Genomic DNA, 20,427 nt, shown 5'->3' with positions numbered 1-20,427 from the left:
CTCCTACGTCGGCAGGACCCAGGTGTCCTTGCTGCCGCCGCCCTGGCTGGAGTTGACCAGCATGGAGCCCTCCTCCAGGGCGACCCGGGTGAGCGGGGCGGGCAGCGCTTGGGTGGTCGTGCCGGCGACCGCGAAGACCCGGAGGTCCACCCGGCGGGGGGCGACCAGGCCGCCGACGACGGTGGGGGCCGTGGAGAAGTCGACCGGCTCCTGGGCGACGAACCGGTGCGGCGTCGCGAGCACCTCGGCCTGCAGCTCGGCCAGCTCGGCGGCCGAGCAGTGCGGGCCGAAGACCACGCCCTGCCCGCCGTACCCGTCGACCGGCTTGACCACCAGCTCGTGCAGCCGGTCGCGGACCGCCGCGAGGTCGCCCGGGTCGGCCAGCAGCCAGGTGGGCACCCCGGCGAGCACCGGCTCCTCGCCGAGGTAGAACTCGATCATCTCCGGCACGTACCGGTAGGTGGCCTTGTCGTCGGCCACGCCGTTGCCCGGCACGTTGGCCACGGCCAGCTTCCCCGCGCGCACCGCCTCGCCGAGCAGCACGTCCAGCGGCGCGCCGGTGGGGCTCAGGTGGGAGGCCAGGTCGGCCTCGTCGAACCGCCGGTACAGCACGTCGACCGGGATGCGCTCGCCGTCGACCTGCACCGCGACGCCGCCGGTCGGGGTCGGCCACAGCACGTCCGGCGTGACGACCGGGATGCCCAGCGCCTCGGCGAGCAGCCGGTGCTCGAACCACGCGGAGTTGGCCGGGCCGTCGGTGAGCAGGCCGAGCTGCGGGGTGCCGGTGCAGCCGGCCGGGGCGGCGTCGACCAGCGCGGCCCGCAGCAGCGCGATCGACTCCCCCGGGTCGACCAGCCCGGCGGCCTCGGCACCGGCGTAGAGCCCGGGCAGGGCAGCCCGGGCGCTGTCCCGGTTGGTCAGCGCGTAGCCGATGCCCGAGGGGACCCGCAGGTTGTCCTCGAGGACGACCCAGCCCCGGGGCCCGTGCAGCAGGTCGAGCCCGGAGACGGTGATCCGCTGCTGGCCGGCCGCGGCCAGCCCGACGGCGGCCGGCCGGTGCCCCGGGCTGGCGGTGACGATCCACTCCGGGACGACGCCGGCGCGGACCACCTCGGGGTGCTGGTCGGTGTCGGTGCGGCGCCGGCCGGCGGGGCGGTACACGTCGGCGAGGAAGGCGTTGAGCGCGCGGGTGCGCTGCTCGACACCGCGGGCGAGGTGCTCCCAGTCCGCGGCGGACAGCACCCGCGGCACGGGGCACAGCGGGAACGGCCGCTCCACCAGCCGTCCGTCGACGTAGCCGCCGAAGACGACGCCGCGCATCCGCCGCTCCTGGGCGATCGCGCCGACGAGGGCGGTGACGCCCACCCGGCCGAGGTCGTCGAGGACCCGGGCGACCGGGCCGTAGGGCTCGCGCACCGCGCCGTCCGGGCCCACGGCCTCGTCCCCGGGGGAGCCGGGGTAGCGGGCGAAGACACCGGGGCTGCTGGTCATCGCGGGCTCACAGCCACCGATCGAACCACTCGGCCACCCGCTCCGACAGGTGCAGCAGGTTCTCCCGTCCCACGATCGTGTGGCCTTCACCCGTGAGCAGCAGCAGCTCCGCCGTCGCCCCGCGCGCGGTCAGCTCCTGGTGCGCCTGCACCGACTCGAGCACCGGGACGTTGGTGTCCCGGTCGCCGTGGGTGAGCAGCACCGGCGCGGTCAGCCGGTCCAGCGCCGTCATCGGGGAGATCGCCGCGAGCACGTCCCGGTCTGCCACCGGGTCGCCGTACTCGGTGACCGAGGCGGCCGCCATCCACGGCTCGGTGCCGGCGAAGAAGGTGCGCAGGTCGCTCATCCCGGCCAGCGTCGCGCCGGCGGCGAACAGGTCGGGCCAGCGGGTGAGCGCCACCAGCGTCAGGTAGCCGCCGTAGGACCAGCCGTGCGCGCCGAGCTGCCCGGGCCGGGCGACACCCGACCCGACCAGGTGGTCGACGGTGGCCACGACGTCGGCGAAGGACGCCTCCCGGGCACCGAGGTCGTCGGCGGCCATGAAGGCCGCGCCGTGCCCGCCCGAGCCCCGGACGTTGGGGGCGAACACCGTCAGCCCCGCGGCGACCAGCGACTGCGCCACCGGCGACCAGGACGGGCGCTCCTGGCCCTCCGGGCCCCCGTGGAAGCTGACCACCGTGCGGTTGGGGCCGTGCACGCCCGGCGGGACGTAGAGCCAGCCGTCGAGCTCGGTGCCGTCGGCGGCCGCGTAGCGGCGGTGCTCGGGCACGACCAGCAGGTGCGGGTCGGGCCGGCGCGGCGTCGAGGGCAGCGGCTGCGGCCCGTCGGCGCCGTCCAGGGAGACCAGCCAGAGCGAGCGCGGCGCCAGCGGCCCGGTCAGCTCGGCGAGCAGGGTGCGCCCGTCGCCGGCCAGCGACCAGCCGGGCATCACCGGCTCGGGCAGCGGCACTGCGCGCACCAGCCGGCCGTCAGCGAGGTCGCGGACCTCCACCTCGGTGCTGCCGTCGGCGTTCCAGACGCAGACGACGGTGCCGTCGGCGAGCACCGCGTAGGCGTCCAGGTCGGCGTCCGGACGGGCCACCAGGACCTCGCCCGTGCCCGGCACCCGGTCGGCGTCCAGCGGCACCCGGAGCAGGCCGGTGCGGTCGCTGCGCGGCAACCCCGGCACGCCGGGCAGCCCGGCGCGCAGGTAGACCGCGCTGCCGTCGGGGGCGAACCGGCCGTCCTCGGACGCCGCCCCGCCGGGGCTGCCGAGCGGGACCACCCGCCGCTGCTCGCCGCTGGCGACGTCGACGAGCACCACGTGCCGGTGGCCGCGCGGTCCGCGGCGGGCCAGCAGGGTGCGCTCGTCGGCGGCGACCGCGGTGACCGAGAGGAAGCCGCCGGTGGCCAGCGTGCGGCGGGCGCCGCTGACCACGTCGACCAGGACGACGTCGGCGCCGGGGCCGTCCCCGGGGGCGATCGAGCAGACGTAGTGGCCGGGGGCGGCGGTCCAGCCGCCGGCGAACACCGTCGTCCGGGGGTCCTCACCGGCGACCAGGTGCCGGTCGGTGCCGTCGGGCCGGACGGCCCACAGCTGGGCGCAGATCGAGCCGCCCGGGCTGACCAGGTAGGCCAGCCACTCGCCGTCCGGTGACCAGGCGACCGACACGACCTCCTCGTCCGGCCCGGAGAGCACGGCCGGCGGCGTCTGCTGGCCGAGCGTGGCCACCTCGAGCCGGGGCTTGCCGGAGCGGTCGCTGACGCAGGCGACCCGGTCCCCGGTCGGGGCCAGGGCGGGGCACCAGACCCCGGAGGCGCCGGCGATCTCGGCGATGGCGAGGCGGACCTGGGTGGACAGGCCGCGGGAGAGCAGGGCGTCGGTCATCTCGCCTCCTCGGCGGGGTCGGTGGGGGTGCGGCGTCGGGCGCGGCCGTCGTCCCCGGCATCGGCAGTGTGGCCCTGGCCCCTGACTCGACCGGGCGCGGTGTCGTCAGCGGATCCCGTGCCGCTGCAGCCAGAGCTCGAGCAGGCCCACCTGCCACAGCTGGTTGGACCCCAGCGTGGTCCGGTGGGCGTTGGGCGCGGCCAGCAGCCGGTCGACGTACTCCGGGCGGAACAGGCCGCGCTCGCGCGCCTCGGGTGCGTGCAGCGCCGCGCGCACCGTCTCCAGGTACTCCCCCTGCAGGTCGATGATCGCCGGCACCGGGAAGTAGCCCTTCGGCCGGTCGATCACCTCGGCCGGGACGACCTTGCGGGCGGCGTCCTTGAGCACGCCCTTGCCGCCGTGCATCAGCTTCAGCTCCGGCGGGACGGCGGCGGCCAGCTCCACGAACTCGTGGTCCAGGAACGGCACGCGGGCCTCCAGGCCCCACGCCATCGTCATGTTGTCCACCCGCTTGACCGGGTCGTCGACCAGCATGATCGTCGAGTCCAGCCGCAGCGCCCGGTCCAGCGTGGTGTCCGCACCGGGCCGGGCGAAGTGCTCGGCCACGAAGGCGCGGCTGACGTCGTCGGGGGTCAGCCACCGCTCGGCGAGCACGCCGGCCATCGCGCTGTGCGGGCGGTCGACGAAGACCGCCGCGTAGGCGTCGACGGCCTCGGCGACCGGGACGCCGTCCAGCGGCGGGTACCAGTCGTACCCGGCGAGCACCTCGTCGGCGCCCTGCCCGCTCTGCACCACCTTGACGTGCTGGCTCACCTGCTGGGAGAGCAGGTAGAAGGCGACGGCGTCGTGGCTGGTCTGCGGCTCGCTCATCGCCCCGATCGCGCCGTCGAGGCCGGCGTGCACCTCGGCGGTGGGCACCATCAGCCGGTGGTGGTCGGTGCCGAAGGTCTCCGCGACCACGTCGGAGTAGACGAACTCGTCGCCGGAGCGCTCGCCGACCGCCTCGAAGCCGATGGAGAAGGTGGCCAGGCCGCGCTGGCCCTCCTCGGCGAGCAGGCCGACGACCAGGCTGGAGTCGATCCCGCCGGACAGCAGCACGCCGACCGGGACGTCGGAGACCATCCGCCGCCGGACGGCGACCCGCAGCTGCTCGAGCACGCGCTCCTGCCACTCCACCGGGTGCAGGTCGGCCAGCTCGGCGCGGCGCTCGTGCACCGGGCGCCAGTACTCCCAGTCGGACTCGGTGCCGTCGGGCTCGTAGGTGCGCACGGTGGCCGGCGGCAGCTTGCCGACCCCGGCCAGGATCGTGCGCGGCGCGGGGACCACCGCGTGGAAGGACATGTAGTGGTGCAGCGCGACCCGGTCGATGCTGGTGTCGACCCCACCGGCGCGCACGAGGGCCGGCAGCGACGAGGCGAAGCGCACCCGCCCCGGCCCGCGGGCCAGGTACAGCGGCTTGATGCCCAGCCGGTCGCGGGCCAGCACCACCCGGCCGCTCCCCCGCTCGACGACGGCGAAGGCGAACATGCCGAGGAACCGCTCGACGCAGGCAGCGCCCCAGCGGTGGTAGGCCTTGAGCACCACCTCGGTGTCGGAGGTGGAGAAGAACCGGTAGCCCGCGGTCCGCAGCTCGGCGCGCAGCTCCTGGTAGTTGTAGATGATCCCGTTGAAGACCACGGTCAGCCCGAGCTCGGCGTCGACCATCGGCTGGGCGCCCGCGTCGGTCAGGTCGATGATCTTCAGCCGGCGGTGGCCGAGCGCGACCGGCCCGGACTGCCAGCCGCCCGAGCCGTCGGGGCCGCGCCGCTGCAGCTGGTCGCACATCGCGCCGACCGCGCCGAGGTCGGCGACCCCGCCGTCGAACCGGACCTCACCCGAGATGCCGCACACGTGCGCCCCTCCCTGCCCAGTGGCTGTCCCGCCGTCCCCACCATCCCCCCGCACTGTTTCCGGCAGGTGACCGCGGGGGCGCCCGGGGCACCGTCGGGGGCCATTGTCGTGGCTGCCGCTGCAGGCTGCGACCGGGTGCGCACCCACCGTCGAGGACGCCCCGACGGCCCGTGTCGAGCCGACGCGCCGGACGTGGCGTGTCGGCCGTACGGCCCTCGGCGAGCGCGGATAGCGTGGGAGCGGTCCGCTCCGCCGGACCCGTACCGAACCCTGCTGGAGGTCGTCCCCATGCGCTCCCTGCGCCTCGTGGCGCTCTCCGCCGACGGCAAGCACCTGGTGCTCGCCGCGGACGCGCCCGACCCCACGGAGGACGGCGAGCGCTTCGAGCTGCCCCTCGACGACCGGCTGCGCGCCGTGCTGCAGGACGGCGCCTCCGCCCGGACCGCGCTCGACGCGGGCAACGACCTGCCGCCCCGGGTCATCCAGGCGCGCATCCGGGCCGGGGAGAGCCCGGAGCAGGTGGCGCACGCGTCCGGCACCCGGGTCGAGCGGATCATGCGCTTCGCCCACCCGGTGCTCCAGGAGCGCGCCCGGGTGGCCGAGCAGGCCCGCGACGCCCGCGTCCGGCTGTCCGAGGGCACGCCGAGCATCCCGCTGGAGCAGTTCATGTCCGAGCGGCTGCGGCTGCTCGGCGCCGACCTGGACGCCGTCCGCTGGGACGCCCACCGCAGCGAGGACGGCACCTGGCAGGTGCGCGCCGCCTGGCGGGCCGGCCACAAGTCCGGCACCACGCGGTGGAGCTACGACATCCCGGCCAAGACCGTCACGCCGATCGACGCGACCACGATGGACTTCGCGGAGGGCACCCGGCTGGTCCGGGTCGTCCCCGACGTCCCGGTCGGACTGCCGGCGGCGCCGATCTCGCGCCGGTCGGTCACCGCCGTGCCCAGCGCCGACGGGCTCGCCGACGCCGAGGAGCTGGACACCGCGGACCGGCTGGACGACGACGAGGTGCGCAACGTCGTCCCGGCCGACGGCAACCCCGTCGACGTCCTGCTCTCCGGCGACGCCGGCCCGGACGCCCCGCGCCCCACCTACGCCAGCCCGTACGACGACGAGATCGACCCGGACACCCAGGACACCGTGGTGCTCGGCCGGCTCGGCGAGGGCGAGACCGACGACCCGCGGGCCCGCATCCCGGCGTGGGAGGACATCGTCTTCGGGGTCCGCCGGCACCGTTGAAGGACCCCGTCCTCCCTGCCCCCCACCACTCGCACGCTCGCGGCGGACCCCTGCAGGGAGGCCGTAAAGCGGTCGAGACCGTCCGACCGGCGGCATAGCCTGCGGAGGCCATGACCGAGACCCCTGCCGACGACGACCGGGGGCGGCTGTCGTCGCTGGCCCGGCTGTGGCCGTTCACCCGCCCATACCGCGGCCTGGTCGCGCTCACCTTCGTCGGTGCCCTGCTGGCCACCCTCACCCAGCTCGCCGTCCCGCTGATCACCCGCGAGGTGGTCGACGGCCCGATCGCCCGCGGCGACCGCGCCGGCCTCGTGCCGCTGGTCGGGCTGGCGCTCGCCTTCGGGGTCGCCGAGGCGGCGCTGTTCTTCCTCCGCCGCTGGGCGATGAACATCAGCAGCCTGCAGATCGAGCGCGACCTCCGGGACACCCTCTACCAGCGGCTGCAGCGCCTGCCGGTCGCCTTCCACGAACGATGGTCCTCCGGGCAGCTGCTGTCACGGGCGACCTCCGACGTCTCGACCATCCGGCGGTTCGTCGGCTTCGGCGCAGTGTTCCTGGTGGTCAACCTGGTCACCTGCGCGGTGGTCGGCGTCCTGCTGGTCGTCACGTACTGGCCGCTGGGCGTCGCGGTGCTGGTCACCACCGTGCCGCTGACCGTCTTCGGGCTGCGCTGGGAGAAGCGCTACAACACCGAGTCGCGGCGGGTGCAGGACGAGCAGGGCGAGCTGACCACCGACGTCGAGGAGGCCGTCCAGGGCATCCGGGTGGTCAAGTCGCTGGGCCGCAGCGGGCTGGTCTTCGGCCGCTACGACCGCAAGGCGGTGCGGCTGCGCGAGCTCGAGCTGGCCAAGGTGCGCACCCTCGCGCTCATCTGGTGCCTGTTCGAGCTGCACCCCCAGCTCACCCTCGCGGTGGTGCTGGTCGGCGGCTCCCTGGCGGTGGGCAGCGGCGCGCTGACCGTGGGCGGGCTGGTCGGCTTCGTCGCTCTCTTCACCGTGCTGCTGTGGCCGATCCTCAGCCTCGGCTTCCTGCTCGCCCAGGCCCAGGAGACCGCCAGCGCCTGCGACCGGATCGGCGAGCTGCTGGACGCCCCGCTGACCGTCGCCGACGCCCCCGGCGTCCGGCCGCAGGAGGTAGGCACCCCGGCCCGGCTGCGCTTCGAGCACGTCGGCTTCCGCTTCCCCGGCGCCGGGGAGCCGGTGCTGGACGGCGTCGACCTCGACGTCGCCCCCGGCGAGACCGTCGCCCTGGTCGGTGCCACCGGGTCGGGCAAGACGACGGTGACCGCGCTGGTGTCCCGGCTGTTCGACGTCACCAGCGGGCGGGTCACCCTCGACGGCCACGACGTCCGCGACCTGCCGCTGGTGCAGCTCCGGGCCGTGGTGGCGACCGCCTTCGAGGAGGCGACGCTGTTCTCGATGAGCGTCCGGGAGAACGTGACGCTGGGCCGGCCGGACGCCGGGGACGACGAGGTCGCCGAGGCGCTGCGGGTGGCCCAGGCGGACTTCGTGCACGACCTGCCGTGGGGCCTGGACACCCGGATCGGCGAGCAGGGGCTGTCGCTGTCGGGTGGGCAGCGGCAGCGGCTGGCGCTGGCCCGCGCCGTGCTCGGGCGCCCGTCGGTGCTGGTGCTCGACGACCCGCTGTCCGCGCTCGACGTGCACACCGAGGCGCTGGTCGAGCGGGCGCTGCGCGAGGTGCTGGCCGACACCACGGCGCTGGTCGTCGCCCACCGCGCCTCCACCGTGCTGCTGGCCGACCGGGTGGCGCTGCTCGAGCACGGCCGGGTCACCGCGGTCGGCCGGCACTCCGACCTGCTGGCCGAGGTGCCCGCCTACCGGGCGCTGCTGTCCTCGGCGTCCGAGCTCGCCGGCCGCACCGGGCCGGAGCTGACCGAGGCGGGCAGCCGATGACCGGCCCCGAGGTGCCACCGGGTCCGGACGCGACCCCCGACGTGCACGCCGACTGGCGGGGCGTCGCCGGCGAGGACACCGAGGAGGTCACCGCCTCGGCCAGCTCGTTCCTGCGCGGGCGCTCCCGCCGGTTGCTCGGCGAGCTGCTGCGGCCGCACCGCCGGCAGCTCTGGGTGCTGCTGGCCACGATCGTCGTGCAGAACCTGGCCTGGCTGGCCGGCCCGTTCCTCATCGGCGTGGGCATCGACACCGCCGTCCCGGCGCTGCTGGACGGCGACTCGTGGCCGCTGGTCTGGACCACGGTCGCCATGGTCGCGGCGGCCGCGGTCGACACCGTGCTCCGCTACCGGTTCCTGATGGGCTCGGGCCGGGTCGGGCAGGCGGTGCTGCTGACCCTGCGCCGGCGGGTGTTCGGCCACGTCCAGCAGCTGCCCCTCGCCTTCCACGAGCAGTACACCTCGGGCAAGACGATCAGCCGGCTCACCAGCGACGTCGAGGCCCTCTCCGAGCTCTTCGACGAGGGCCTCGACGGCCTGCTCACCGCGCTGTTCAGCGTGCTGTTCATCGGCGCCGTGCTGGTCGTGCTCGACCCGCCGCTGGGCCTGGTCGCGCTGCTGGGCTTCCCGCTGCTGTTCCTGCTGGCCCGCTGGTTCCAGCGGAACTCGACGGTCGCCTACCGGCGCACCCGGCAGACCATCGCGGCGCTGATCGTCCAGTTCACCGAGACGATGGGCGGCATCCGGGCGGTGCAGGCCTTCCGCCGGGAGCCCCGCAACGACGCCCTGCACGCGCAGCTCAACGAGGAGAACCGGGAGGCCCAGCACCGCGCATTCTGGCTGATCGCGGTGTTCGTGCCGGCGGTGACGCTGATCGGCAACCTGGTCACCGTGGCGGTGCTCGGGTACGGGGCGCTGCGGGTGATGGACGGCGACCTGGCCGTCGGCGTGCTGGTCGCCTTCCTGCTGTACCTGCGCCGGTTCTTCGACCCGCTGCAGGACATCGCGATGTTCTACAACAGCTACCAGTCGGCCGGCGCCGCGCTGGAGAAGCTCTCCGGGGTGCTGGAGGAGCGCTCCGGCGTGCCCGAGCCGGCCGACCCGGTGCCGCTGCCGCACCCGACGCCCGGCGAGCTCGTGTTCGACGGCGTCCGCTTCGGCTACGGCGCGGCGACCGTGCTGCCGCACCTGGACCTCACCGTCCCGGCCGGCCAGACGGTGGCGCTGGTCGGGGCGACCGGCGCCGGCAAGTCCACGCTGGCCCGGCTGACCGCCCGGTTCTACGACCCGGTGGCCGGCGAGGTGCGGCTGGACGGCGTCCCGCTGCCCCGGCTCGCCGACGCCGACCTGCGCCGGGCGGTGGTGATGGTGACCCAGGAGAGCTTCCTGTTCAGCGGCTCGATCGCGGACAACATCGTCTTCGGCAAGCCCGACGCCACCCGCGCCGAGGTCGAGGCGGCGGCCCGCGCGATCGGCGCCGACACCTTCATCCGGGCGCTGCCCGAGGGCTACGACACCGACGTCGCCAAACGCGGTGGCCGGCTGTCGGCGGGGCAGCGCCAGCTGGTCAGCTTCGCCCGCGCGTTCCTCGCCGACCCGGCGGTGCTGGTGCTCGACGAGGCGACCAGCTCCCTCGACGTCCCCTCGGAGGTGCTGGTGCAGCGGGCCCTGCAGACGCTGCTGGCCGACCGGACGGCGCTGGTCATCGCGCACCGGCTGTCGACCGTGGAGTTCGCCGACCGGGTGCTGGTGATGGAGGCCGGCGAGGTGGTCGAGGACGGCTCCCCCGCCGACCTGGTCGGCGGCACCGGCCGGTTCGCCGACCTGCACCGCGCCTGGGCCGACTCCCTCGTCTGAACAAGGACCCCCCTGCCCCCCAGCCCTCGCACGCTCGGGCCGGGCCCCTGCAGGGGGGCCGAGGGGTCCTTGAAGGAACAGGCGCTGCTGGAAGATCGTTCCCTGGTACGAGGCCGGTCGTCGTCCTGGTGACGAGCGTGGCAGCCGGATCGTCCGGCCACCACGGCAGACCGGTCCGGAACGGAGACAGACGTGTCAGCATCGGTGTCCATGCCCCTCGGCGGCGTGCAGGTCGGGTCCTACGACGGCTACGAGCAGGCCCAGCGGGCGGTGGACTTCCTCTCCGACCAGAAGTTCCCCGTCGAGAACGTGACGATCATCGGGAGCGACCTGCGGATGGTGGAGCGGGTCACCGGGCGGCTCAGCTGGGGCCGGGCGATCGGTGCCGGGGCGGCCAGCGGCGCCTGGTTCGGTCTCTTCGTCGGCCTGCTGCTCGGCATCTTCGCCGAGGACGGCAGCAGCTGGGTCGGCTCGGTGGTCTCCGGCCTGCTCATCGGTCTGGTCTTCGGCGCGGTCTTCGGCGCCGTCGGGTACGCGGCCTCGCAGGGCCGGCGCGACTTCACCAGCACCAGCAAGGTCGTGGCCGGGCGCTACGACGTGATGTGCGCACCGGCGGTGGCCGAGCAGGCCCGCGCCGAGCTCGCGAGGCTCTCGCTCCGCGGCTGACGAAGGACCCAGTCGAGACGCGTCCGACTGCGGTGTCCCGCCTCCGGGACACCGCAACGGGGCGCATCTCGACGGGCCTCAGCGCAGCGTGGCGAAGGCGACCGCGGCGGCCGCGGCGACCCCCAGCGAGTCGACCCCGCTGCGCATCGGGATCCGCGCCCGCACCTGCGCGGCCCGCTGCGCCTGCGGGGTGAGGCCCGGGCCCTCGGCGCCGAGCAGCACCGCCGTCCGCGGGTGGGCCCGGGGGTCGACGTCGCCGAGGTCGACCGCGTCGTCGGCCGGGGTCATCGCCACCGTGCGGTAGCCGGCGGCGTGCAGCCGGTCCAGACCGCCGGGCCAGTCGCCCAGCACGGCGATCGGCAGGGTCAGCACGTGGCCCATCGACACCCGCACGCAGCGCCGGTACAGCGGGTCGGCGCAGTGCGGGTCGAGCAGCAGCCCGTCCACGCCGAGCGCCACCGCCGACCGGGCGATCGAGCCGATGTTCTCGTGGTCGTTGAGGCCCTCGAGCACCGCCAGCCGCCGCGGCGCCGACGGGTCCGGCCCGGCGATCAGCGCGTCCAGGTCCGGGGGCGGCAGCCGGTCGGCCGAGGCCAGCACGCCGCGGGTGAGCCGGAAGCCGATGACCTCCGACAGCACCCACTTGTCCGCCTCGTAGGCCGCGACGCCGGGCGGCAGGTCCAGTGACGCGAGCCGGCCGGGGATGCCCAGGACGGTGCGCACCGGGTACGGCGAGGCGAGCAGCCGCTCGACCGCGGGCACGCCCTCCACGATCACCGGACCGGTGCCCCGCTCGGTGCCCGGACGGCGGTCCCCGGCCACCAGGTCGCGGAAGTCGGCGACCCGCTCGTCGCCCGGGTCGGTGATCAGCTCGGGGGCAGGCACCCGCCGATCATCCCTGCCCCCGTTCCCCCGGGATCAGGTGACCTGGTCGTCGGTGCTCCTGGCTCACGGTGTGCGGTGAGCCAGGAGCACCGGCGGTGAGCCCGGACGGGTCGCCGTCCACAGATCTGCCCGGTCCACCCCACAGCTGGGGCCGGCTGCGCCAGGGTCGACGCCGTGCATCCCGTGCTCCGCGCCGCCGCCGACCGCCAGTGGGGCGTGTTCAGCGCCTCCGACGTCCGGCGGGCCGGTCTGCAGCCGACCGACGTCCAGTCCGCGCTGCGCCGGGGCGAGTGGGACCGCATCCGACGCGGTGTCTACGTCGAGCGGGGCGCCCTCGCCGACGCCTCGCGCCGGGGCGGGAACGCGCGGCACCGGCTGGACTGTGCCGCCGTCCTGCTGTGCCTGGGCGGTCATCCGGCGATCAGCCACGCCTCGGCAGCGCGGCTGGCCGGGCTGCCGCTGCCCACAGCCGAGCGCGGCGCCCTCGTCACCCTGACCGACACCGAGCAGTGGCGCCGCGGACGCGGCTACGCCGTGCTGCGCGCCGGGCTCGCCGCCCACCACGTCCGTGACGACGGCCCGTTCTCGCTCACCGGGACGGCGCGCACGCTCATCGACTGCGCGCGGGGGTGGTCGCTCGAGGACGCGGTGATCGCCATGGACGCCGCGCTGCACGCGGGAGCGGTGACGCCCGAGGAGCTGCGGGCGACCGTGCTGGAGCAGACCCACTGGCACGGCATCGGGACGGCGGCCCGCGCGGCCGGGCTGGCCGACGGCAGGGCCGAGTCACCTCTGGAGACCCTCGGACGCCTGCGCATCCTCGGCAGCGGGCTGCCGCTCCCCGAGCTCCAGGTCGACCTGCACGGCCCGCGCGGTTTCGTCGCCCGGGTCGACGCCTGGTACGCCGACGCCGCCGTCGTCGTGGAGTTCGACGGCCGGGTCAAGTACGACGACCCGTTCGGCGGGCGCACGGCGGCCCAGGTGCTGTGGGACGAGAAGCGGCGCGAGGACGAGATCCGCGACCTCGGCGGCCGGGTGCTGCGGGTGGTCCCTGCGGACGTCGGAGCGTCCTGGCCGGTCAAGGCCGACCGGCTGCGCTCGCTGCTGGCCACCCGGCCGCCGGTCCCACCTCAGCTCCGGGCGGTGCCGTCCGCCCGGTCGCGCCGCTGGGCCGGCTGACCGTCCGAGCTCACCTCCGGTGCTCCTGGCTCACCTCCTGCGCTGAGCCAGGAGCACCCGGGATCAGGTCACCTGATCCCGGGCCGACGGGCGGCAGGGCTCGGCGGGCACGATCCCGTCGCGCCCCGCAGGATCGGGCCGTGGACAACGCGGGCAGGACGGTCGTCATCGGTGGCGGCATCTCCGGCGTCGCGTGCGCCCGGGCGCTGGCCGACGCCGGCCGGCCGGTCCGGCTCGTCGACCGGGGACGGCGGCTCGGCGGCCGGATGGGCGGGCGCACGCTGCACGGCCGGGTGGTCGACCTCGGCGCCTCCTACCTGACCGCCGGCGACGACTCCCCGTTCGCCCCCGTCGTCGCCGACTGGGTCGAGCGCGGGCTGGCCCGGCCGTGGACGGACACCTTCGCCGTCGCCGGACCGGGTGGCATCGAGCGGACGACGTCGGGCCCGATGCGCTACGGCACCGCCGGTGGGCTGCGCAGCCTGGTCGTCGACCTCGCCACCGGGCTGGACGTCGAGCTCGGGCGCACCGTCCGCGAGGTCACCCCCGGCCCCCGGGTGGACGGCGAGGCCGCGGCCGCCGTCGTCCTGGCGATGCCCGACCCGCAGGCGGACCGGCTGCTGTCCGCCACCGACGCCCCGGACGCCGGCTGGCAGCCCACGTTGGCGGTCGCGCTCGGCTGGCCGCAGCGGTCCTGGCCGGCCGACCTGCACGGCGTCTTCGTGCACGACTCGCCGGTGCTCGGGTGGGTGGCCGACGACGGTGACCGGCGCGGCGACGGCGCTCCGGTGCTCGTCGCGCACAGCACACCGGCGCTGGCGGCAGCCCACCTGGACGACCCGGACGCCGCCGTCCCCGCGGTGGTCGATGCCGTCCGGACCCTGCTCGGCATCGACGCGCCCCCGGAGTGGACGCACGCGCACCGCTGGAGCTTCGCCAAGCCCGACGAGCCGCGCAGCGAGCCGTTCGGCCTGGTCGACGGGGTCGGCCGCTGCGGTGACGGCTGGTCGGCGCCGTCGAAGGTCGAGAGCGCATGGCGCTCCGGCGACGCCCTCGGCCGCGCCCTCGCCGGCTGAGACCCCCGTGCCCCACGACGGGGGCCTTGCCATGCCCGCACAACTCATCTAGCGTTGAGTTCATCATCCGTTGAGTTGTCGTGGAGGTCGTCATGGACGCCGCCGTCGTCGTCACCGACCTGGTCGTGCACCGGGGTCCGCACCAGGTGCTGCACCAGGTGTCATGCGCCGCGCCCCCCGGCCGGGTCACCGGCCTGCTGGGGCCCAGCGGGAGCGGCAAGAGCACGCTGATGCGCGCCATCGTCGGCGTGCAGCGCGTGCGCTCGGGCCAGGTCACCGTGCTCGGCCGGCCCGCCGGCTCGGCCGAGCTGCGCTCCCGGGTGGGCTACGTGACCCAGGCGCCGAGCGTGTACGCCGACCTCACCGTGCGGGAGAACGCCCGCTACTTCGCCGCCCTGCACGGCCGCGACGCCGCGGCCGCGGACGCGGCGGTCGCCGACGTGGGGCTCGCCGACGCCGCCGGGCAGCTGGTGGAGGACCTCTCCGGCGGGCAGCGCGGCCGGGCGTCGCTGGCCTGCGCCCTGGTCGGCGAGCCCGACCTGCTGGTGCTCGACGAGCCGACCGTCGGCCTCGACCCGGTGCTCCGGGTGGAGCTGTGGAGCCGGTTCCACGAGCTCGCCGCGGCCGGGACGACGCTGGTCGTGTCCAGCCACGTGATGGACGAGGCCGCCCGCTGCGACCGGCTGCTGCTGCTGCGCGAGGGCCGGCTGCTGACCGACTCCACCCCCGCCGAGCTGCGCGCCCGCACCGGCACCGACGACCTCGAGCAGGCGTTCCTGGCCCTGGTCCGCGAGAGCGAGGTGGCCCCGGCATGACCACCGCCCTCTCCCCCCGGCTGACCACCGCCACGGCCGCGCGGGTGCTCCGCCAGCTGCGCCACGACCACCGCACCGTCGCGATGCTGCTGGTGCTGCCCAGCGCGCTGCTCGGGCTGCTGTACCTGGTCTGGGCCGACGTGCCCACCGTGCCGGGCGAGCCGAGCACCTTCGACCGGGTCGGGCTGACGATGCTCGGCGTCTTCCCGTTCGTGGTGATGTTCCTGGTGACCAGCATCGCGATGCTCCGCGAGCGCACGTCCGGCACCCTCGAGCGGCTGCTCACCACCCCGCTGTCCCGGCTGGACCTGCTGCTGGGCTACGGCGCCGCGTTCGGGCTCGCCGCGGCCGCCCAGGCGCTGGTCACGGTGGCCGTCGCGACGACCGCCTACGACCTCGACGTCGCCGGCCCGCCGGCGCTGGTCGTGCTGATCGCGGTCGTCGACGCGGTGCTCGGCGTCGCCCTGGGCCTGCTGGCCAGCGCCTTCGCCCGCAGCGAGTTCCAGGCCGTGCAGTTCATGCCGGTCGTCGTCCTGCCGCAGTTCTTCCTGTGCGGGCTGCTGGTGCCGCGGGACCAGCTGCCCGGCTGGCTGCAGGCGGTCAGCGACGTGCTGCCGCTGAGCTACGCCGTCGAGGCGCTGCGGGAGGTCGGCGCGTCGACCGGGGCGACGGGCACCATGTGGCGGGACGTCGGCGTGGTCGCCGGCGCCGCGCTGCTGGCCCTCGCGCTGGCGGCGGCCACCCTGCGGAGGAGGACCAGCTGAGCCAGCCCGCACGTCGCCCCCGGCCCACCGGACGGCGGCCCGGCAACCCCGACACCCGGGAGGCGGTGCTCGCCGCGGCGCGCGCCGCCTTCGCCGAGCGGGGGTACGACGGCGCCTCGATCCGGGTCATCGCCACCGCAGCCGGCGTCGACCCGGCGCTCGTCCACCACTACTTCGGCAGCAAGGACAAGTTGTTCCTCGCCGCCGTCGAGGCCCCCGCCGACCCGGCCGAGCTGCTGCCCGAGGTGCTCGCCGGCGGCACCGCCGACCTCGGCGCCAACGTCGTCCGGCTGCTGCTGCGGGTGTGGGACGGCCCCACCCGCGCCGCCGGGCTGGCGCTGCTGCGCTCGGCGGTCAGCAACGAGTGGGCGGCGCGGCTGCTGCGGGAGTTCCTGGTCTCCCAGGTGCTGCGGCGGGTGGTCGGCACGCTGGACCTGCCCCCGGAGGAGGCGCAGGCGCGCGGGTCGCTGGTCGCCTCGCAGCTGATCGGGCTGGTGATGGGCCGTTACGTGCTCCAGGTCGAGCCGCTGGCCTCCGCCACCGCCGACCAGCTGGCCGCCTCCGTGGGCCCCACCGTGCAGCGCTACCTGACCGGTCCCGTGGACCTGCGCGGCATGGTGCCGGGCACCCCTTAGGCTCCGCCCCGATGAGCGGGCCGGAGGGGTTCAGGTTCGCCGACGACCCGTTCGCCGACCCGGTCTTCGCGACCGCGGCCGACGGGGCGCCGGCCGCGGTCTGCCGCGGCGTGGGCAAGACCTACCGGACGGCGACCGAGCAGGTGCCGGCGCTGGTCGACGTCACGCTCTCCATCCCCCGCGCCCGGGTCACCGTCGTGGTCGGCCCCTCGGGGTCGGGCAAGTCCTCGCTGCTGCGGTTGCTGGCCTGCATCGACTCCCCGGACACCGGCGAGGTGCTCGTCGCCGGGCAGCGGGTCGACCGGCTGCGCCCGCGGGCCCGTCGCCGGCTGCGGCAGCGCCAGGTCGCCTACCTGTTCCAGCGGCCCGGCGAGAACCTGCTGCCCTACCTCGACGCGGTCGCGCAGGTGCGGCTGGCCGCCTCCCTGCGCGGGGCACCGGTGACGGCGCCGGCGGCGCTGGACCTGCTCGACCGGCTCGGCCTGGGCGACCGCGCCGACCACCTGCCCGGGCAGCTGTCCGGCGGGGAGCAGCAGCGGCTGGCGGTGGCCTGCGGCGTCGTCGGCGACCCGGCGCTGGTCGTCGCGGACGAGCCGACGGCCGAGCTGGACACCGCCGCCGCCGAGCGCGTGCTGACCGCCATGGAGGACCTCGCCGCGGCCGGGGTCGGCTTCGTGCTCTCCTCGCACGACCCGCGGGTGATGGCCATCGCCGACGGGTTCGTCCGGCTCGACCACGGGCGGCTGGTCCGGTGACCGGGCGGCGGCAGCCGGCCGGCGGGCTGACCGGCGTCGGCCTGGTCAAGCGCTTCCGCCGGGGCGCGGAGACGGTGACCGCGCTGGCCGGGGTCGACCTGCAGGTGGTCGCCGGCGAGTTCGTGGCGCTGGTCGGCCCGTCCGGCTCGGGCAAGAGCACGCTGCTGGCCCTGCTGTGCGGCTGGGAGACCCCCGACGAGGGCACGCTGGCCTACCTGGGCCCGCTGGCCCACCGCCGTCCCGACACGCTCGGCTGGCGCGACCTCGCCCTGGTGCCGCAGGCGCTCGGCCTGGTCGCCGACCTGAGCCTGGCCGACAACGTGCTGCTGCCGGCCCGGGTGCGCCGCACGCACGCGGCCGCACGGGACCGGGCGGACGGGCTGCTGGCGGACTTCGGGCTGGCCCACCTCGCCGACCGGTACCCGCACCAGGCCTCCCTCGGCGAGCAGCAGCGGGCCGCCGTGGCCCGGGCGCTGCTGCTGCGACCGGCGGTGCTGCTGGCCGACGAGCCCACCGCCCACCAGGACCGCGGCCACGCCGACGGGCTGCTCGACGCGGTGGTCGACGCCGCCCGCGAGGGGTCGGCGGTGCTCATCGCCACCCACGACGAGCAGGCCTGGGCCCGGGCCGACCGGGTGCTGTCCATGCGGGACGGCGTGCTCACCGACGGGCCGCCGTCGTGAGCCGGCCACCGCTGTGGCGGCTGGCGCCGTGGACCCGGGCGCCGCTGCTCGGGCTGCGCCAGCCGGCCGCCGTGCTGGCCGTGCTGGTCACCAGCGCGATCCTGGCGTGCGCGGTCGCCTCCGCCCCGCTGTTCCTGTCCTCGGCCCGGTCCGCCGCCCTGCAGCAGCAGCTGGCGAGCCAGTGCGCGGAGGCGGGGTGGCCGCAGACGGGCGTGTCGACCCGGCAGTTCGACCAGAACGGCCGGTCGACCGGGGCGACCGCCGACCCCGCCGTCGACACCGCGCTGGCGGACGCCTGGGCCGCGCAGGGGCGGACCAGCGCGCCGGTGCTGGCCACCGCGTCCCTCGTCGGTCGGGATCGCGCCGCGTTCGGGGCGCTGCTGCGCACGGCGTCCGGCGAGGCGGCGAGCCTGCCGGTGAGCCTGTTCCACCGCCCCGACGCGCTGGAGCACATCGAGGTGGTCGAGCAGCAGGAGGGGGCCGGCCTCTGGCTGCCCGCCGGGTACGCCGACGGCGCGGGCGTCGCCGTCGGCGACGACGTCACCGTGGCGGGCACCGCGGTGCCGGTGGTGGGCACCTACCGCGACCTGTTCACCGTCGACCCGGGGCCGTACTGGTGCGACTACCGGCCGCTGTTCGCCAACGACGTGAACGCCAACACCGCTCCCCCGGCGCTGGCGCTGGCCACCGACCCGGACACCTTCCACGCCGTTGCCGCCGGGTTCGACGGCGTGCAGCAGCTGGCCCGGGTCGAGGTGGCCGCAGACGAGCTGTCGGTCGCCGGGGCGCGGCGTCTCCTGGTCGCCCAGGACGCCGCCCAGCGCGGCGCCTTCGAGCTGCTCGGCGTCCCGGCGGTCGACGAGCACGGCCTGACCAACCCCCGGCTGGCGGACGCCGTCGACCGGGCCGAGCTGGTCGAGTCTGGGCTGCGCGGGCCGGTCGTGCCGGTGGCCGTCGCCGGGGCGCTGCTGGCCCTGCTCCTGGTCGCCGCGGCCGGCAGCTTCTGGGCCGACCGGCGGGCCACCGAGGTGCGGCTGCTGGCGGCCCGGGGCGTGGGGCCGGTGCCGCTGGCCGGCAAGGCCGCGCTGGAGCTCGGGCTGCCGGCGCTGGTCGGCGCCGCGGTCGGCTGGGCCGCCGCCCGGCTGCTCACCAGCGGGCTCGGCCCGGCCGACGACCTGGACCCCGGCGCCACCTCGGCCGCCCTCACCGCCGCGGTGGCCGCCTTCGTCGTGGGGCTGGGCGCTGCCGCGACGGTCGCCGGGCTGCGCGCCCGGGGCACCGCGGAACGGCCGGTCGGCGCGGCGCCCCGCTGGCCGTCGCAGGTGCCGTGGGAGGTCGCGCTGCTGCTGGGCGCCGGCTGGTGCTGGCTGCTGCTGCAAGACCGGGACGCCGTGGTCAGCGAGGGCGGGGTCGCCCAGGTCAACGGCCTGCTGGTCGCCTTCCCGCTGCTCGCCGTCGCCGGGGCCGCGGTGCTGCTGGGCCGGGCGCTGACCGCCCTGCTGCCCCGGCTGCGCCGCTGGGCCGGACGCCGCTCCCCCGCGGTCTTCCTCGCGGTCAACCGGCTGACCGCTGCCCGGCTGGCCACCGGGACGCTGCTGGTGGCGGTGACCCTGCCGGTCGCCGTCCTGGGCTACACCGCCACGCTGACCGCGAGCTCGGAGCAGACGCTGGACGCCAAGGTCGGCGTGCAGATCGGGGCGGGCCGGGCGGTGCAGACGCTCTCCCGCTTCGCGCCGACCCCGGCCATCGACGCGGTCGGCACGTTCGTCGTCCGGTACGAGGGGAGCGCGACCGCGGCCGACGGGCAGGGCGACAGCGCCGGCCGGACCGACGTCCAGGTGCTCGCCGTGGACCCCGCCGACTTCGCCGGCACCGCCTTCTGGGACGGCTCGTTCGCCGACGCGTCGCTGCCCGCCCTGATGGACGCGCTCACCGGGCCCGCGGTCGACGGCCGGCTGCCGGTGGTGGCGGCCGGCCTGCCGGCGGGCGACCCCGACCTGCGGCTCGGGCGCGCCGAGGTGCCGGCCGAGGTGGTGGCGACCGCGCGCGTGCTGCCCGGCCGCCGCGCCGACCAGCCGGTCGTGCTGGTCGACGCCGGCCGGCTGCCGGAGATCCCGCGCGAGGCCGGGGCCGCCCGCGCCGCCGAGATCTGGACCGACGGCGAGCTGGGGCCGGCGGTCGAGGCGCTCACCGCGGCCGGCCTGGTGGGGTTCCGGGCGCTCGAGCCGGCCGGCGTGCAGCAGACCGCCAACTTCCTGGGCATCACCTGGACGTTCGGCTACCTGTCCGCGCTGGCTGTCTTCGTCGGGGTCATCGCCGTCGGCGGGCTGCTGCTGTACCTGGAGGCCCGGTCGCGCAGCCGGGTGGCCGGGTACGTGATGGCCCGCCGGCTCGGGCTCAGCCGCGGGGCGCACCTGCGCTCGCTGGTGGTCGAGCTGGCCGGGGTCGCCGTCGCCGGGCTGCTGGTCGGCGCGGTGCTGGCCGCCGGTGCGGTGGCGCTGGTCTACCGCCGGCTGGACGTCGACCGGGTGCGGCCGCCGACACCGCTGCTCGACGTGCCGGAGCCGGCGCTGGCCGTCAGCGCGGTCGTGGTGGTCGCGGTCGCCGGGCTGGCGGCGCTGTACGCCCAGCGCGCCGCCGACCGGGCCGACCCGGCGACGGTCCTCCGCCAGGAGGCGTGACCCGCCGACGCCGCCGTCCCGGCCCGCCGCCG

At 76.3% G+C, this 20,427-nt stretch carries 16 protein-coding genes; 12 read left to right on the top strand and 4 right to left on the bottom strand.

The features are described from left to right. Positions 1-3: 3 nt before the first annotated feature. The 3 genes from HL054_RS19330 to HL054_RS19320 all read right to left on the bottom strand — a co-directional run bounded on the left by HL054_RS19330 (position 4) and on the right by HL054_RS19320 (position 5,248). Positions 4-1,491: a circularly permuted type 2 ATP-grasp protein gene (locus HL054_RS19330; protein WP_369140706.1), complete on the bottom strand. Its 1,488-nt coding sequence runs from the start codon at positions 1,489-1,491 to the stop codon at positions 4-6. Between the two features lie 7 nt (positions 1,492-1,498). Then, entirely contained in the window at positions 1,499-3,358 is a 1,860-nt protein-coding gene (locus tag HL054_RS19325; protein ID WP_369140705.1) for a S9 family peptidase, read from the bottom strand. Between the two features lie 105 nt (positions 3,359-3,463). Next, positions 3,464-5,248 (bottom strand): N-acetylglutaminylglutamine amidotransferase, encoded by a 1,785-nt coding sequence (locus HL054_RS19320; protein ID WP_369140704.1) that lies wholly within the window; start codon positions 5,246-5,248, stop codon positions 3,464-3,466. A 288-nt stretch (positions 5,249-5,536) separates the two neighbouring features. Here HL054_RS19320 and sepH point away from each other — a divergent pair, with 288 nt between their 5' ends. From sepH to HL054_RS19300, 4 genes are all read left to right on the top strand, one after another. Next, on the top strand, positions 5,537-6,490 hold the full coding sequence (sepH, locus tag HL054_RS19315) for a septation protein SepH (RefSeq protein WP_369140703.1): 954 nt from the start codon (positions 5,537-5,539) through the stop codon (positions 6,488-6,490). A gap of 110 nt (positions 6,491-6,600) precedes the next feature. Then, the gene (locus HL054_RS19310) at positions 6,601-8,403 is read left to right on the top strand and encodes an ABC transporter ATP-binding protein (RefSeq protein WP_369140702.1); all 1,803 of its coding nucleotides are present in this window, start codon (positions 6,601-6,603) and stop codon (positions 8,401-8,403) included. Continuing rightward, positions 8,400-10,256 (top strand): ABC transporter ATP-binding protein, encoded by a 1,857-nt coding sequence (locus tag HL054_RS19305; RefSeq protein WP_369140701.1) that lies wholly within the window; start codon positions 8,400-8,402, stop codon positions 10,254-10,256. Before HL054_RS19310 ends, HL054_RS19305 begins: the two co-directional genes overlap by 4 nt. Before the next feature lie 192 nt (positions 10,257-10,448). Beyond that, positions 10,449-10,922: a general stress protein gene (locus HL054_RS19300; protein WP_369140700.1), complete on the top strand. Its 474-nt coding sequence runs from the start codon at positions 10,449-10,451 to the stop codon at positions 10,920-10,922. 78 nt (positions 10,923-11,000) lie between these two features. On the opposite strand, the gene HL054_RS19295 is transcribed toward HL054_RS19300, so the two are convergent. Further along, positions 11,001-11,807, bottom strand: a complete 807-nt coding sequence (locus HL054_RS19295) for a TrmH family RNA methyltransferase (RefSeq protein ID WP_369140699.1) — start codon at positions 11,805-11,807, stop codon at positions 11,001-11,003. Between the two features lie 174 nt (positions 11,808-11,981). Between HL054_RS19295 and HL054_RS19290 the strand changes: the two genes are divergently transcribed. From HL054_RS19290 to HL054_RS19255, 8 genes are all read left to right on the top strand, one after another. Continuing rightward, positions 11,982-12,986 (top strand): type IV toxin-antitoxin system AbiEi family antitoxin domain-containing protein, encoded by a 1,005-nt coding sequence (locus HL054_RS19290; RefSeq protein ID WP_369140698.1) that lies wholly within the window; start codon positions 11,982-11,984, stop codon positions 12,984-12,986. 140 nt (positions 12,987-13,126) lie between these two features. After that, complete coding sequence (locus tag HL054_RS19285) at positions 13,127-14,062, top strand: NAD(P)/FAD-dependent oxidoreductase (RefSeq protein ID WP_369140697.1); 936 nt, start codon at positions 13,127-13,129, stop codon at positions 14,060-14,062. Positions 14,063-14,142: 80 nt separating this feature from the next. Then, entirely contained in the window at positions 14,143-14,877 is a 735-nt protein-coding gene (locus HL054_RS19280) for an ABC transporter ATP-binding protein (RefSeq protein ID WP_369140696.1), read from the top strand. Then, positions 14,874-15,641, top strand: a complete 768-nt coding sequence (locus tag HL054_RS19275) for an ABC transporter permease (RefSeq protein WP_369140694.1) — start codon at positions 14,874-14,876, stop codon at positions 15,639-15,641. Before HL054_RS19280 ends, HL054_RS19275 begins: the two co-directional genes overlap by 4 nt. A 65-nt stretch (positions 15,642-15,706) precedes the next feature. Further along, positions 15,707-16,276: a TetR/AcrR family transcriptional regulator gene (locus HL054_RS19270; RefSeq protein WP_369140693.1), complete on the top strand. Its 570-nt coding sequence runs from the start codon at positions 15,707-15,709 to the stop codon at positions 16,274-16,276. A gap of 11 nt (positions 16,277-16,287) precedes the next feature. After that, on the top strand, positions 16,288-17,031 hold the full coding sequence (locus tag HL054_RS19265; RefSeq protein ID WP_369140692.1) for an ABC transporter ATP-binding protein: 744 nt from the start codon (positions 16,288-16,290) through the stop codon (positions 17,029-17,031). Next, positions 17,028-17,714 (top strand): ABC transporter ATP-binding protein, encoded by a 687-nt coding sequence (locus HL054_RS19260; protein WP_369140691.1) that lies wholly within the window; start codon positions 17,028-17,030, stop codon positions 17,712-17,714. Before HL054_RS19265 ends, HL054_RS19260 begins: the two co-directional genes overlap by 4 nt. Beyond that, positions 17,711-20,395, top strand: coding sequence for a hypothetical protein (locus tag HL054_RS19255; RefSeq protein WP_369140690.1), 2,685 nt, complete (start codon positions 17,711-17,713; stop codon positions 20,393-20,395). The genes HL054_RS19260 and HL054_RS19255 overlap by 4 nt, the downstream gene beginning before the upstream one ends. The last annotated feature ends 32 nt before the right edge of the window (positions 20,396-20,427 follow it).

The sequence above is a fragment of the Modestobacter versicolor genome (assembly GCF_041028285.1).
Lineage (GTDB): Bacteria > Actinomycetota > Actinomycetes > Mycobacteriales > Geodermatophilaceae > Modestobacter > Modestobacter versicolor_A.
The sequence above is the reverse complement of the archived record's forward strand: the minus strand, read 5'-3'. Positions and strand labels throughout refer to the sequence as shown.